Annotated in this window: 12 protein-coding genes; 6 read left to right on the plus strand and 6 right to left on the minus strand. The window is 74.0% G+C overall.

The features are described from left to right. The first annotated feature begins 81 nt into the window (after positions 1 to 81). Together ACIA8L_RS25105 and ACIA8L_RS25110 are read left to right on the plus strand one after the other, a co-directional pair. Positions 82 to 594 (plus strand): hypothetical protein, encoded by a 513-nt coding sequence (locus ACIA8L_RS25105; protein ID WP_395908575.1) that lies wholly within the window; start codon positions 82 to 84, stop codon positions 592 to 594. Next, positions 594 to 1,247 carry a class F sortase gene (locus ACIA8L_RS25110; RefSeq protein ID WP_395908578.1) on the plus strand — a complete coding sequence of 218 codons (654 nt, stop codon included), beginning with the start codon at positions 594 to 596 and terminating at the stop codon, positions 1,245 to 1,247. The genes ACIA8L_RS25105 and ACIA8L_RS25110 overlap by 1 nt, the downstream gene beginning before the upstream one ends. 34 nt (positions 1,248 to 1,281) lie before the next feature. On the opposite strand, the gene ACIA8L_RS25115 is transcribed toward ACIA8L_RS25110, so the two are convergent. The 6 genes from ACIA8L_RS25115 to ACIA8L_RS25140 are packed head-to-tail and all read right to left on the minus strand — an operon-like array spanning position 1,282 to position 6,774. Beyond that, positions 1,282 to 1,908 carry an isochorismatase family protein gene (locus tag ACIA8L_RS25115; protein WP_395908581.1) on the minus strand — a complete coding sequence of 209 codons (627 nt, stop codon included), beginning with the start codon at positions 1,906 to 1,908 and terminating at the stop codon, positions 1,282 to 1,284. Next, positions 1,905 to 2,891: an FAD-dependent monooxygenase gene (locus ACIA8L_RS25120; protein WP_395908584.1), complete on the minus strand. Its 987-nt coding sequence runs from the start codon at positions 2,889 to 2,891 to the stop codon at positions 1,905 to 1,907. The genes ACIA8L_RS25115 and ACIA8L_RS25120 overlap by 4 nt, the downstream gene beginning before the upstream one ends. After that, positions 2,872 to 4,125, minus strand: coding sequence for an AMP-binding protein (locus ACIA8L_RS25125; protein WP_395908587.1), 1,254 nt, complete (start codon positions 4,123 to 4,125; stop codon positions 2,872 to 2,874). The genes ACIA8L_RS25120 and ACIA8L_RS25125 overlap by 20 nt, the downstream gene beginning before the upstream one ends. Then, positions 4,125 to 4,862 (minus strand): amidohydrolase family protein, encoded by a 738-nt coding sequence (locus ACIA8L_RS25130; RefSeq protein WP_395908589.1) that lies wholly within the window; start codon positions 4,860 to 4,862, stop codon positions 4,125 to 4,127. Before ACIA8L_RS25130 ends, ACIA8L_RS25125 begins: the two co-directional genes overlap by 1 nt. After that, positions 4,862 to 5,959 (minus strand): 3-dehydroquinate synthase II family protein, encoded by a 1,098-nt coding sequence (locus ACIA8L_RS25135; RefSeq protein WP_395908591.1) that lies wholly within the window; start codon positions 5,957 to 5,959, stop codon positions 4,862 to 4,864. Before ACIA8L_RS25135 ends, ACIA8L_RS25130 begins: the two co-directional genes overlap by 1 nt. Positions 5,960 to 5,976: 17 nt before the next feature. Continuing rightward, positions 5,977 to 6,774: a 2-amino-3,7-dideoxy-D-threo-hept-6-ulosonate synthase gene (locus ACIA8L_RS25140; RefSeq protein ID WP_395908593.1), complete on the minus strand. Its 798-nt coding sequence runs from the start codon at positions 6,772 to 6,774 to the stop codon at positions 5,977 to 5,979. A gap of 89 nt (positions 6,775 to 6,863) precedes the next feature. Here ACIA8L_RS25140 and ACIA8L_RS25145 point away from each other — a divergent pair, with 89 nt between their 5' ends. The 4 genes from ACIA8L_RS25145 (at position 6,864) to ACIA8L_RS25160 (ending at position 13,996) form a co-directional block, all read left to right on the plus strand. Next, positions 6,864 to 8,819: an anthranilate synthase family protein gene (locus tag ACIA8L_RS25145; protein WP_395908595.1), complete on the plus strand. Its 1,956-nt coding sequence runs from the start codon at positions 6,864 to 6,866 to the stop codon at positions 8,817 to 8,819. A 17-nt stretch (positions 8,820 to 8,836) separates the two neighbouring features. Then, on the plus strand, positions 8,837 to 11,629 hold the full coding sequence (locus ACIA8L_RS25150; protein ID WP_395908597.1) for an AAA family ATPase: 2,793 nt from the start codon (positions 8,837 to 8,839) through the stop codon (positions 11,627 to 11,629). Positions 11,630 to 11,712: 83 nt separating this feature from the next. Further along, entirely contained in the window at positions 11,713 to 13,266 is a 1,554-nt protein-coding gene (locus tag ACIA8L_RS25155; protein WP_395908599.1) for an FAD-dependent monooxygenase, read from the plus strand. 88 nt (positions 13,267 to 13,354) lie between these two features. Continuing rightward, complete coding sequence (locus tag ACIA8L_RS25160; protein ID WP_395908601.1) at positions 13,355 to 13,996, plus strand: hypothetical protein; 642 nt, start codon at positions 13,355 to 13,357, stop codon at positions 13,994 to 13,996. Positions 13,997 to 14,022 lie beyond the last annotated feature (26 nt).

The following is a 14,022-nucleotide window of genomic DNA, read 5'->3' on the forward strand; positions in this document are numbered from 1 at the left end:
CGTCCGGGTCACGGATCGTTACCCGTATGTGCCGGATGGGTATGACACTCGAACAGAGCAGGCCCGGAAGGGGACGGTGCGATGACCAATCCGGCTGGACGGCGCGGCCTCCGCGACAACCGCACCGCGGTGGCGGCGGGCGGCGCCGCACTCATCGTGATACTGCTGTCCCTGCTGGCGTACTGCCAGTACAGCAACGGCTCCGGCGGGTCCGACAACGCCGACCCGGGCGTCTCCGTCTCCGTCTCCGCCAGCGTCCGGGCCTCGGCCAGCGTGTCCGCGAGCCGATCGGCCGACGCCGCCCGCTCGGCCGCGGCCGCGGCTGACCAGGAGCGTTCGGCCGCCGCAGCCCGCTCGGCGGCCGCGGCCCGCTCCGCCTCCGCCGCGGCGACCGCCGGCTCCGACGAGGGCTCGGCCGGCGTGGGTGCGGGCGGTGCCGGTGCCGGCGCGACCCCGAGCGGCGCCCCGCACACGGGCGGCGGCGACGGCCTGGGCATGCGCAGTCCGGTCCTGGCCGGCGGCGGCATCGTCCTGCTGCTGGCCGCGGCCGCGCTGGTGGTCTTCCGGATGCGCCCGGCCACGGCCCGCCGCTGATGGCCCTCCGCCGCCGCCTGCTCATCGACGGCCTGACCGGGCTGCTGGCCGCGGGCGGCCTCACGCTGCTCGTGGTCGGCGCGTCCCCGGCCGCACCACCACCGCAACGCCCGGCCGCGGCCCCGCTGCCGTCGTTCTCGCCGATCCCGATCGCCAGCTCGGCCGCCCCCGGCCCGGTCCCGACCCGCGGCCTGGCCGCCTCCGTCCCCGTGCGGCTGGCGATCCCCGCGATCGGCCTCGACACGTCACTGATGTCGCTGGGCCTGAACAAGGACGGCACCGTCGAGGTCCCTCCGGTCCGGACCGACGCCCCCGCCGGCTGGTACCGCAACCTGCGCACCCCGGGCGAGGTCGGCCCCGCGGTCATCCTGGGCCACGTCGACACGGCCCACGACGGCCCCGCGGTCTTCTACCGGCTCCGCGAACTCCGCCCGGGCGACCCGGTGACGGTCCGGCGGGCCGACGGGAGCGTGGCCGTGTTCGTGGTGGAGCGGGTGGTGGAGGTACCGAAATCCGACTTCCCCACCGAAGACGTCTACGGCCCGGTCAACTACCCGGCCCTGCGCCTGGTCACCTGCGGCGGCACCTTCGACCACCTGCGCCACACCTACAAGGGCAATACCCTGGTCTACGCCCGCCTGAGCTCCGGCTAGCGCTCCGACGGAGCTGGCGCCGGCCGGCCTGACGTCAGGTCAGGTCGGCCAGGACGTCGGCGGTCGTGGGGGTGGCGGCACAGCTTCGGGAGGCGTAGTCCAGGGCCATCGCGTGGTCGGCGGCGGTGAAGTCGGCCATCGCGTCGGCGACCAGGAACGGCTCGATGTCGTGGGCGTAGGCGTCGGCCGCGGTCAGGAGGCAGCCCAGGTGTGCGAAGACGCCGCAGATGATGAGCTGGTCGCGGGCCAGGGTGCGCAGCGTCGACGCCAGGGGTGTGCGGAAGAAGGCGCTGTACCGCCACTTCGTCAGGATTTCCGTCAGGCCGGCCGGGGCCAGCCAGGGGACGATGCCGCGGCTCGCGTCCTCGTCGGTCATGCCGTCGCCCCACACGTCGTGGAGGAGGCCCCGGTCGGCTCGGGTCATGCGGCCGGGCTGCGCGGTGTACCGGATCGGAATGCCGCTCTCAAGACAGGCCGCCCGGAGCGCGGACACGTTGGCGCGCAGTTCGCGGCCCGGAGATGAGGACAGGTCGAACCGGTCGACGAAGTAGTGCTGCATGTCGTGGATGAGCAGGACGCAGCGGGCCGGGTCGGGTTTCCACGGGGCCGGGCCCTCGCGGGGCGGTGCCGGCATCGGGTATGGAGCCACAACGGGAATCACGTGAACAACCAATCCTGTCCGGGCAGCTCGGCGGCGGCGATCCGCTCGTCCCGGCGCTGCTGCAGAAGACCATCCGGGAGGTGGTACTCCTCCCCGCCGGCCAGACTCGCCGCCGTCACCCGGTCCGTGCGGGGCCGCCGCAGTGCCTCGAAGGCCGCGAGGTCCGACAGGAAACCGGGCAGGGCGAACGCGTCCTCGATCGCCTGCGCCGCTCCCTGGGCCAGGAACGGCGGCATCGGGTGGGCCGCGTCGCCGATGACGACGGCCCCGTCGCGGTGCCAGGCCGGCAGCGGCGGCCGCGTGTACAAGGCGAAGCCGCGCATCGGCCCGGCCGCCCGGACCAGGTCCCGCACCGGCGCATGCCAGCCGTCCAGCGACGTGTGGCCGACGACGACGAGGTTGAGCCCGCCCGGGATCGGATACGCGACCACGTGCGCGCCCGGCCCCAGCCACACCGTCACCACCGGCGGGAAACCGGTCACCGGCGGCAGTACGGCCCGGTATGCGGTGTGCCCGACCGGCACCAGCGGGTCCGCGAACAGCGAACCACGCACCGCCGAGTGCAGCCCGTCAGCGCCGATCACCGGAGCGTCACTATTCCAAGACCGTCCGAAGTGGACGCCCGGAAACCTGTTATACAGAGCCAGGAGCAGATCAGCCCGGCGCAATGTCAGGTACGGCGCCCCGTATCGCTCCACCACCGCGTCCCCGAGCGGGACCCGGCCCAGCAACGCACCATCCGACCAGCGGCGGATCTCCCGCGCGACCGGCCGCGAGGAGAAGGCCTCCAAGGCCAGACCGAGCGCCGACAGCACCCGGGTCGCGTTCGGCGGCAACTGAATGCCGTAACCCGACGCGGACAGCGCGGGCGCGCGCTCCACGACGGTGCACGCGACGCCGTGCGCGGCCAGGGAGACGGCCGCGGTGAGACCGCCGACGCCGGCGCCGGCGACGGTCAGGCGGTCAGTAGTACTGGAGGGCACGGTCCCAGTCCTCGCCGGCGCGGAACAGGCCGCGGGGCTTCATCACCTCGGCCGGCGCGGTGAGCAGCCGGTGCGGGACCAGGCCACCCGGCGGCACCGGCACGACCAGCGGCTCGAACGAAGGGAAGGCAGCATGCAGCGCGGACGTCAGCGTGGCCACGGCGGCGGTGCGCCAGCGGTCGGGGACCTCGATCTCGACGCGGACCGACGGGCCGTCGACCAGCGCCCGCCAGAACCAGACGCCGAAGTCGTCGGGGAGGGCAAAGACGAGCTCCTCCAGGCCGAGCTGGGTCAGGCCGCCGTTGTTGCCACGACCGAGAAGCCGGACCGTCGGCAGGTGCCACCCGCACGGGCAGTCCCGATACTCGACCTCGACCTCGTCCTCGATGGCGTAGCGCAGCAGCGGCATCGCCTCGCGGAACAGCGGTGTCACCACCAGCGAGCCGCGGCCGGCCGGGCGCAGCTCCCCCGTCGCCGGGTCCTGGACCTCGAAGACGGCGCGGTCGGCCCACAGGTGCATGGCGCCGTGCTCGCACTCGCCGGCCAGGGTGCCGGTCTCCGTGGCGCCGTACTCCTCCACGACCGGCGCCCCCCAGATCCGCCCGATCCGCGCCTTCTTCGCCCGCGAGACCGGCTCGCCACCGACGAACAGGGCCCGCAGCGCCGGGAAGTCCCGATACCCGGCGACCCGCGCGGCCGCCGCCCACAGCAGCGTGTCCGTCGGCAGCGACCAGGTGAGCGTGACCCCGAGGTCGTGCAGAAGCCTCACGACGCGGCTGTACGGTGTGGCCAGCGAACGGTTGTCAGCGGGCACGACGGTCGCTCCGCGCAGCCGCGCCGCCCGGTGCGCCAGATGGCCGGTGATCATCAGGGCGTAGGGGGTGCGGACCAGCATCGTGTCGCCGGGGGTGATGCCGGTCCACTTGCGGGCGAAGCGCTCGGCCAGGTCGAGCCAGTCGGCCTCGGTGTAGTAGGAGGCCGTCGGCTCACCGCTGCTGCCACTCGACTCGTGATACGTGGCCAGGTCCGCGCGGTCGCAGGCGAGGAGGCCGAACGGGTAGCCCTCGCGCAGATCGTGTTTGGTCGTGAGCGGCTGCTCGGGCAGCGCGGAGATGCCGCGCTTGCGGTAGAAGGGTGAGCGCTCGGCCGCGGCCAGCACCGCGGGGAGCCGGTCCTGCTGGAGGCGCTCGAGGCCCGCGAAGTCGTGCCAGTCGCCGATCTGGGGCAGTTCCATCAACACTCCAGGATTCGATCCGCGTTGCCGGACGCGACAAGCGCCAGCTCGTCGGGGGGCAGGCCGAGGGCGCGCAGCTTGGCGACCTCGACCGTCGGGTGCTGCAACGGATGCTCGGTGCCGAAGAGCACCCGGTGCGCGCCCAGTCTTCTGACGGCCAGCCGGGCCACGGCCGTGAAGCAGCCGGAGAGCTCGACGGCGATGTTCGGCATCGGGGCGACCAGGCTCAGCCCGGCCGCGTCGAGGCCGGTGTGGCCGCAGTGGCCGGAGACGAACGTGACGTCCGGGTGCCGGCCGGCGAGGACGACGAGGTCCTCGGTGCGGGTGCCGGGGCGGCCCAGGCAGACGACATACACGGGGTGGCGGTGCCGGGCCGCGACCCGCACGAGCGCGTCGACCCGCGGGTCGTCGAGCCGAAACCCGTGCACCGCCGGAGAGATCTCCAGGCCGCGGTACCGGTCGGCGGCCTCCGCGTAGCCGGCGGTGTCGCGGTAGGGGTCGGCGAAGAAGAACGGGACGAGCCGCCCGCCCGACGCCTCGCAGGCCCGCAGCACGCCCGCGTTGTCGGCCAGGGCCTTGCTGCGGCCGCCGTCGACGATCTGCACGGAGAGCCGGTCGAGGCCGATGATCCCGCCCGCGCAGACCGCGGCCCGCTCGACCCCGGCCTCGTCGAGGGCGGTCAGCAGGGCCTCGGTCGCGCCCGGGCCCGGTGTCAACCGGGCATGGAAGTCGAACATCACTGCTCGTGGCAGAACTCGTCGATGGGATACCCGACGTGGCGCTCGCGGCGCGGGAGGTACCCGAGGATCTTGTCGCCGGGCCGCAGGGCGGTCGAGTTGAGCACTGCCCCGCCCGGCCCGAGGATGCGCACGTGCCAGTCGTCCTGGACGATGACGTTGACCTCCTCGCCGGGGCCGCCGTCGGCCGCGAAAGCCACCGCGTCGATGGACAGCAGCGGCCGGGTCTCGATCTTCACCCGGCCGACGACCGCGGGGCGGGTGCGCCCGTCGACACCGACGGCCAGGACGGTGCTGCCGGCCCGCAGCTCGCTCAGGTATCGCGTGTGCTCCGCGTCGGCGAGCGTGTACGACATGATCGCGCCGGCGTTGACCCGGAACGGCCGGGTCGGCATGTACGGCAGCGGGTGGGTCTCGCTCACGCACAGGACAAGAGCCTTGGCCCGCGAACCGACGAGGATGCCCTCGTCCTGGGTCAGGTAGGTGCACGTGTCGACGCAGGCCCGCTCCCCCATCCCCGCGTGCGTGATGGCGGTGACGGTGAGCTCGGTGAGCTCCAGGTCCGGGGTCCGCTGCTCGACGGCGTCCTTGAGCCTGCCGGCCTCACCGGGGGCCTGCGGGGCCAGCATGACCCCGTCCGGGCCGTGCTCGAGGACGCCGAGGAACACCGGGGCGTCGGCGGCCTTCTCGATGGTGGTGATCACGACCCCCTTGGCGTCGGCCGCCGCCGCCAGCACGATCTCCAGGGGGATGTTGGTCGGGTCGGTGAACCGCAGCACCGTGTACGGGTCGCGGGTCACGCTCGCGCACGCCAGTTCGAGGGTCGCGGCGTCGGAGACCTCGATGTACGTGCCGGTCGGGATGCCGGCCGGTGCGACGGGGTGCCGGGCCGGATCGACCAGGACGAGATCGGCGTCCCCGAACGTCTCCGGCAGGTCCGGGCCGGGCAGCAGCACCCGGAGCACGGTCGGCGGGAGGCCGGCGAGGTCGGCCGGGTCGGCGGCGACGATGGCGTCGAAGCGCCGGTGGATCGCCTCCTGACACAGGGCGGATCGGAGGGCATCGGCGGAGCGGAGGTCGAGCCAGCACTGCTTCATGTCGGGGGTACTCCTTATCACCGGCTGTGCACCGGAATGCGGTCGTGGACGAGGGCGGCGAGCCGGCGCACGACAGCGCCGGGGTCCGCGGCATTGAAGACGAGCCGGCCCGCGGCGACCCCGCCGGCGCCGGCCCGCATCGCGTCGGCCAGGTGGGCCAGGGCGGCCGTGGCGTCCCGGGCGTCGCCACCCGCGGCCAGGACCGGGATCGGGCTCGCGGCGGTCAGCTCGGCCAGGTCGGCCAGGGTCCGCGGCATCGCGGTCTTGACGAGGTCGGCGCCGAGCTCGGCGGCGATGGCGGCGGCGTGCGCGACCAGGCGCGGGGCCCGGCCGTCGGCGATGTCGGGCCCGCGGGCGTACACCATCGCCAGCAGCGGCACGCCCCATCGCGCGCACGCGGCGCTGACCGCGGCCAGGTCGGCCAGCTGCCGCGCCTCGGTCCGGGACCCGGCGTTGACGTGCACGCTGACCGCGTCCGCGCCCATCCGCAGCGCCTCCTCGACCGAGCAGACGAGGACCTTGGCGTCGGGGTCGGCGGTCAGGCCGGTGCCGGCGGAGAGGTGGACGATGAGGGACAGGTCGCGGAACCGCTGCGGGTCGACCTGCCGGACGGCGCCCTTGTGCAGCACCACGGCGTCGGCGCCGTTGGCCGCGACCTCGCCGACGAGCCGGTCGAGGCCGCCACCCAGTCCACTGTGGATGATGGGGTCGCCGCTGATCGGATGATCGAGCGGTACGATCAGGAGGCCGCCGGAGCCGTTGCGGTACAACCGGTCCAGGCGGACCCGGCGGGCGAAGCAGTCATTGAGAACCACGCATCGAACGCTAAGCGCGGCCCGGTACACGCCCCACTACCTCAATGGGTAGTGGCCACCCTTCCGCGCCCGCTGCGACGGTGACGACCATGACGCATCCGTGGCTGCGGCGCATCGCCGGCGCCGACTCCTACGCCCTGATCTGCCGTAACGATCGCGTCGAGCTGCGCACCGGCACCGCGCTCGACGAACTCCCCGAGTGCGTCGAGGGCGAGGTGGTGGCCGCCCTGCCGTACCGGACGATCGCCGAGCGCGGCCTAGCGTGCGTCGACGACGGGGCGCCGCTGCTGGCCTTCGCGGTCACCTGGTCGGAGTCGCTGCCGGTGGCGGAGGTCCTCGCCCTGCTCCCGGACTGCGAGACGCGGATGACCGGCGACTTCGACACCAGCGACGCCGACTACGAGAAGACCGTCAGATCCGTCGTCGAGGAGGACATCGGCGGTGGCATCGGCTCCAACTTCGTCATCCGGCGCACCTACCGGGCCCGGATCGAGCGCTACGGCCCCAGCACGGGGCTCGCGGCCTTCAAACGGCTGCTCCGGGCCGAGCGGGGAACCTATTGGAGCTTCCTGGTGTACTGTCGCGGCCGCACCCTGCTCGGCGCGACCCCGGAGTCGCAGGCCCGCCTCGACAGCGGGATCGCCGCGATGAACCCGATCAGCGGCACCTATCGCTACCCACCCGGCGGCCCGACGGCCCGCGGCCTGCGCCGGTTCCTCGCCGACCGCAAGGAGACCGAGGAGCTGTACATGGTCGCCGACGAGGAGCTCAAGACCATGGCCCGGATCTGCGACGGCGGCGGCCGGCTGCGCGGCCCGTGGCTGCGGCCGATGTCGCGGCTGGCGCACACCGAGTACATCATCGACGGCCCCACCACCCTCGGCCCGGCCGAGGTCCTCCGCGCGACCCTGCCCGCCCCGACGGTCACCGGCAGCCCCCTGGCCGCCGCCTGCCGGACCATCGCGGCCCGGGAGGGCACCGGCCGCGGCTACTACGGCGGGGCGATCGCGCTGCTGGCCCCCGGCGCCCTGGACTCGGCGCTGCTGATCCGCACCGCGGAGATCGAACCGGACGGTTCCGTCACGATCGGCGTCGGATCGACGCTGGTCCGCCACTGCGACCCGGCCGCCGAGGCGGCCGAGACCCGCGCGAAGGCGGCCGCCCTCCTGAGCGCGTTGTGGGGCGAGCGGATCGCGGCGGTGCCGCCGAGGCTCCCGAACGTCGAGCGCGCCCTCCGCCGCCGCAACGCCGGCCTGTCCCCGTTCTGGCTCGGCCGCCCGATCGACCTCCCGCCGCTGCACGGCCGGATCCTGATCGTCGACAACGAGGACGACTTCACCGCGATGCTGGCCCGGCTCACGGAAGCTCTGGGCCTGCGGGTCGACATCGGTCCCGACCTCCGCGACGGCTACGACGCCGTGGTCCTCGGTCCCGGGCCCGGCGATCCCCGCGACCGCAGCGACCCCCGGATCGACCGCCTGCACACGATCGCCCGGCGGCTCCTGGCCGACCGGACCCCGACTCTCGCCGTCTGCCTGGGCCACCAGGTCCTCGCGGACGAGCTCGGGCTGCCGATCCGCCGCCTCGACCGACCGGCCCAGGGCGAGCCGCGAAATATCACCGGTTTTGGTCAGGTCGGCTTCTACAACACCTTCGCCGCGATGTGCGAGACTGCGACGGACATACCCGGACATCGAGTGAAATCTATTCATGTAGCCACGGTCAGTAATCGATCAACGGAACCAATTGGGATATTGCGGGATGCACACACCGGCGCGGTGCACGCAATGCGTATCGGACGAGCGCGGTCAATACAGTTCCACGTCGAATCGGTGCTGACCGAGCACGGGCCGGAGATTCTGCGGCGCCTGCTGGCTGAAATCCTGGTCGCACCGCCGAGCGGGCCGGGACCAGCACAATATCGGGCCGATGGAGGATGCCGTCCGGGTCCGTCAGGGTCCCCCGAATGGCTGTTCAAGTGGATCTTCAAGGGCCGCGAGAATCATCGCGGATCGCAATCGGGAACCTGGCTGTTCCCCGCATAAACGTCTGACGTCATGAGGTGATTCTGCTGACGCGACCGGACCCCGTCGGGACCTTCGGGCGGGATCGTGAGCTGTCCGTCCTGCGTGCGGCCGTGTCCGGCGCCGCGGACGGTTTCGGCGGCTGCACGATCGTGACCGGCGCGGCCGGTATCGGCAAATCCCACCTCATGCGGGCGGCGACGGCGTGGGCGGAGGCGCGCGGTGTCTCGATCGCCTCCCGGGCCGCGTTCGAGCTCGACCGGGCCGCCCCGCTGATCACCCTCGCGTCGACGCTGCAGCAGCTGCGGCCGCCCGAGCCCGCGATCGGCTGGCTGCGAGAGGAGGGCGACGCGCAGTACCGGACCCTGGAGCGGCTCGGTGCGGCCCTGGAGGACTACGCGGCCCAGCGGCCGATCGTGATCGCCATCGACGACGCCCAGTGGATGGACGAGCTGTCCGCCCTGGCCGTCGCCGAGCTCGTCCCCGCCCTCGCCTCGTCCCCGGTCCACTGGCTCTTCCTGCATCGCCCGGCCCCGGCCGGTACCCCCGGACAGCACTTGATGGAACGGCTCACGAGGGACGGCCACGAGCAGGTCACGCTCGGCACCCTGGACGACGAAGCGGTGCGCCAGCTGTGCGTCGAAGTCGTGGGGGCGGACGTTGACAACACGGTCCTCGCGCTCGCCAGTGGCTGCGACGGCTACCCGCTGCAGGTCGAGCAGCTGGTCCGGACCCTGCACCGGACCGGCCAGCTGGTCGTCGCCGACGGTGTCGCCACGGTCGTCGGCGAGGAGCTGCCGTCGAGCTTCATCACGATCGTCGACCAGATGCTGCACGGGCTGTCCAGCGACACCCAGGAGCTGCTGCAGGCCGGGGCGGTGTTCGGCCGGCCGTTCTCCGTCGAGGCCGTCGGGGAGCTGCTCGACCGGCCCCCGACGACCCTGCTCAAGCACGTCCGCGAGGCCAAGGAAGCCCGGGTGCTCATCGAGCGCGACGGCGAGCTCGAGTTCGTCCACGACCTGGTCCGCCGGGCCGTCTACGGCACCCTCGGCGGCGCGGTCGCGACCGTCCTGCACCGGCAGGCCGCGGCCATCGCCCGGGAGGAGGGCCGCCCGGCCCTCGAGGTGGCCGAGCACCTGCTCAAGACCGGCCGGACGGGCCGCCGGGAAGCGGTGACGATCCTGCACGAGTCGGCCCTGGAGGTCGCGCCGGCCGCGCCGAGCACCGCCGCCGACCTGATCGTGCACGCCCTCAAGGTGATCGGCGAGGGCGACCCGGGCCGGGTCCCGCTCGTCGCCGACGCCGTCGGGCTGCTCGCCTCCGCCGGCCGCCTCGAACAGGCCCAGGACCTCGGCGAGACCGCGCTGCGGGCCGGGCTCGACCCGCGCACCGAGGCCACCCTCATGCTCGGGCTGGCCGAGGCGTTCAAGCACGCCGGGCACAACGGGATCGCGGTCGAGTACGCCGACCAGGGCCTCACCGTCCCCGACGGCCCCGAGTCGGTGCGGGCCAAGCTGCACGCCATCCGCGCGCACGCCCGCTTCTACCACGGCGACCTGCCCGGCGCCGACACCGACGGCGCGGCCGCGGCCGCCGCCGGGCTGGCCACCGGCGAATACGCCGCCTCCGTGTTCGGGCTCACCGGCCGCAGCCTGGTCGCACAGGCCCAGGGCCGCCTCGACGACGCCTACGCCCACGCCGAGCACGCCACCGGCATCGCGGACAAGGTCCGCGGCGACGCCGCCCACCGCCACCCCCGGATCTGGCTCGGCGACGCCCAGGCCGCCCTCGACCGCTTCGACGAGGCCGAGGCCACCTACCGCCGCGGCCGCAAGGAGTCCGAACGCCTCGGCACCGCCTGGTCCACCCCCCTCTGGCACTACTATCACGCGGCCCTGCTCACGGCCCGCGGCCGGCTCGACGACGCTGTCGCCGAGGCGGAAGCGGGAGTCGCCGTCGCACTCAATCTCACCGCCTACGCACTGGCGGTACCCCTGCTCGGGCAGCTGACCCGGCTCGCCGTCTTGCAGGGCGACCTCCCGCAGGCCCAGGCCCACCTGGCCCACATGCACCGGCGCATGGCCGCCGGCACCACCTGCGCCCCCGAGGACATCGACTGGCCCGAAGGCGTCCTGCAGGAGGCCATCGCCGGCCCGGAGAAGGCCCTGACCGTGCTGTCCGGCCTGATCGACGCCCTGCCCGACCGGCCCGTCCTCATCGCGCAGGACCCGACCGCCGCCCCCGCGCTGGTCCACATCGCGATCCGGGCCGGGGCCGAGGACAAGGCCCGCACCGTCGTCGCCGCCGCCCGCGCCCTCGCCGGGCGCAACCCCGGCCAGCTCTCCCTGGCCGCCGCGGCCGACCACGCCGAGGGCGTCCTCACCGGCGACCCCTGGCTGCTGCGCGGCGCCGTCGAACGGTTCCGCCGCACCCCCCGCCGCCTCGCCCTCGCCGGCGCCCTCGAGGACGCCGCCCTCAACACCGCCGAGGAGGCCAACGGCCGGGCCTGGGCCGGCGAGGCCATCGCCATCGTCACCGACTGCCGCGCCGAACGCGCCCGCCGCCGCCTCGAGTTCAGCCTCGGCGGCCCCAAGGCACCCACCGGGAGAGCCGTGTTCCGCCCCAACTCCCCGCTGCACCAGCTCACCAAGGCCGAGCAGAACGTCGCCCTGCGGGTCGCCGAGGGCATGACCAACCGGCAGGTCGCCAGCGCCCTGCACCTGTCCCGGCACACCGTCGACAGCCACCTGCGCAAGATCTTCACCAAGCTGGAGCTGCGCGGGCGCGTCGAGCTGGCCAACCTCGTCAACCGGGATCGCTTGATTACGTGATATCGGCGGGCGGTCCCCGGCCCCGAGCATGACCCTTGGCGACGAAGGCGTCGCCAAGGGTCGATTCGATGGGGGAACGTCCGGTGACGACTCAGGTGTTGATAGTTGGGGCCGGCCCCACGGGCGCCGTCCTCGCGCTGGAGCTCGCCCGCCACAACGTGCCCTCCCTGGTCGTGGAGCGGGCCGTCGCACCGCCCCGCCACCCCGGCGTCGACCGGCTCACCGGGCACGCGATGGGCCTGTTACGGCGGCTCGGCCTGGCCGGGCTGGTGCGGCGCTACGGCTCCGGCGCGGCCGAGCCGGAGGACGTCGAGTGGCGCACCCGCCTCGACGACGAACCGGTCCTGGTCTCGCCGCAGCCGCCCGGCACCGGCGCCGACCACCGCATCCCGGCCGCCGAGCTGACCCGGCGCCTGCGCGACGAGCTGCGCGGGCACCCGCTCGTCGACCTGCGCGAGGGCTGGACGTTCACCGGGCTGCGGGTCGAGCCGGACGGGGCCGTGGCCACCATCCTGGACGGGGCGGCCGGCGTGCGGCACGCGGTGCCGGCCCGCTACCTGGTCGGCTGCGACGGTGCGCAGAGCACGGTGCGGCGCTGTCTCGAGGTGCCGATGGAGAGCCTCGGCCGCCCGGCCCGGCACTGCTCGGTGTTCTTCCGCAGCACCGACCCGCGGCTGCCGGCCAAGAACGGCACCCCCGTCGCCGTGATCGTCGGCGGCGTGACCAGCTCGGTCTGGTTGGAGCGGGTCGGTGAGCCGGTCTGGCTGGGGTGGGCCGGCGGCCCGGCCTGGCTGGGGCGGGTCGGCGACGCGGCGCACGGCGACGGCGACAGCTGGGTCGCGCACCTGCCGGTCGCGCCCGAGGAGCCGGTCAGCACCGACCCGGTCGCGATGCTGCGGGCCCGGCTCGGCGAGGGCCTGGAGGTGCCGGAGATCCTCGGCGTGGCCCAGTGGGACGACGCGCTCGCCGTCGCCGTGGCGTACCGGCGCGGCCCGGTGTTCCTGGCCGGCGAGGCCGCGCACCGCTTCCACCCGGCCGGCGAGCACGCCGACACCAGCCTGGCCGACGCCGTCGACCTGGGCTGGAAGCTGGCCGCGGCGATCAACGGCTGGGCCGGCCCGGGGCTGCTGGCCAGCTACGAGTCGGAGCGGCGGCCGAGCGCCCTGCTCGACCGGGAGCTCGTGGCCCGGACCCTGGAGACCCGCCGCCGGTTCGGCCGGCTCAGCGCCGCCGGGGCCGCGCCCGAGATCCTGGCCGGGGTGCTGCGGCAGGAGGCGCACCGCCCGGACGCGGGTGCGCTCGCCGGCTCCGGGGTGCTGGCCGGGAGCCGGGTCCGGTCCGGCGGCCGCGCCCCGGCCGCGCGGCTGGACGGCGGCGAGGCCCTGGCCGACCGGTTCGGCCGCGAGCTGACCCTGGTCGACCTCACCGGCGAGCTGGCCGGGGCCCGGCTGGCCGCGGCGGCGGCCCGGCGCGGCATCCCGGTGACCCACCTGCCGGTGGCCGACGAGAGCGTCCGCTCCCAGTGGGATCGGCCGCTGGCCCTGGTCCGCCCGGACGGGCACGTGGCGTGGTGTGCCGACACCGTGCCGGCCGACTGGGACGCCGTCCTCGACCTGGTCAGCGGCAAGACCACGTGAATACGTGATGGCCGCCGGGCATCCCTGGCGGCGACGCTCTGAGGACCCCTGGCAATCCCGTTCCGCAACCCGACGACAGGACAGGCCGATGAGCATGACGACCCTGGCGCCGCACCCCACGGCCACCCCGGACTTCGGCAAGGAACTCGCGAACACCGTCGTGAGCCGGTGGCACAAGCGGCTGTCGGCCAACCCGACGGCCAAGCGCAGCCACTGGCGGACCAAGACGGTCTACTTCGACGCCGTCGCGAGCCTGGTCGCCACCGTCCCCGCGAGCCAGCTCACGTGGAAGAGCATCGTGGATGCGGCCGCACCCAACGGGAGCCGCAGCACGTTCTACGAAGTCGCCGGCGCCCACGCGCGCCACCCCCTGGTCAGCGCGTTCATCGACGACGACTACACGGACTCGATCCAGGTCGCGATGTACTACCGGCGCACCGACGCGGTCGCCCAGCTGCTCGACGAGACCAAGGTCTGGTCCTACTGGCCGTTCCGCGAGCGCATGGTCAACGGCCTCGGCGCCCTCGGGCCGCTGACCCCGGAGGCCCTGGAGGCGCAGGTCTGCGAGTCGCTGACCAAGTGGTCGCGGACCCACCCGCAGCTCGCCGCCGCCCTCGGGCACACCCCGCCGGTGTGCGCGGTCGAGGACCTCATGCTGATCCGCAAGGGCCGGATCACCGCGGTGCGGGCCGTGGCGCAGCTGACCGAACACCTCCGTCGCGCTGCGTAACGGCTTTTCGCCGCGTGGCCGGTGGC

The organism is Dactylosporangium sp. NPDC051541 (genome assembly GCF_044454505.1).
Lineage (GTDB): Bacteria > Actinomycetota > Actinomycetes > Mycobacteriales > Micromonosporaceae > Dactylosporangium.

Excerpts from the sequence above, each read along its gene's own strand:
- ACIA8L_RS25145 (WP_395908595.1), top strand. The coding sequence starts at position 6,864 with ATGACGCATCCGTGGCTGCGGCGCATCGCCGGCGCCGACTCCTACGCC.
- ACIA8L_RS25160 (WP_395908601.1), top strand. The coding sequence starts at position 13,355 with ATGAGCATGACGACCCTGGCGCCGCACCCCACGGCCACCCCGGACTTC.
- ACIA8L_RS25130 (WP_395908589.1), bottom strand. The coding sequence starts at position 4,862 with ATGTTCGACTTCCATGCCCGGTTGACACCGGGCCCGGGCGCGACCGAG.
- ACIA8L_RS25105 (WP_395908575.1), top strand. The coding sequence starts at position 82 with ATGACCAATCCGGCTGGACGGCGCGGCCTCCGCGACAACCGCACCGCG.
- ACIA8L_RS25125 (WP_395908587.1), bottom strand. The coding sequence starts at position 4,125 with ATGGAACTGCCCCAGATCGGCGACTGGCACGACTTCGCGGGCCTCGAG.
- ACIA8L_RS25135 (WP_395908591.1), bottom strand. The coding sequence starts at position 5,959 with ATGAAGCAGTGCTGGCTCGACCTCCGCTCCGCCGATGCCCTCCGATCC.
- ACIA8L_RS25110 (WP_395908578.1), top strand. The coding sequence starts at position 594 with ATGGCCCTCCGCCGCCGCCTGCTCATCGACGGCCTGACCGGGCTGCTG.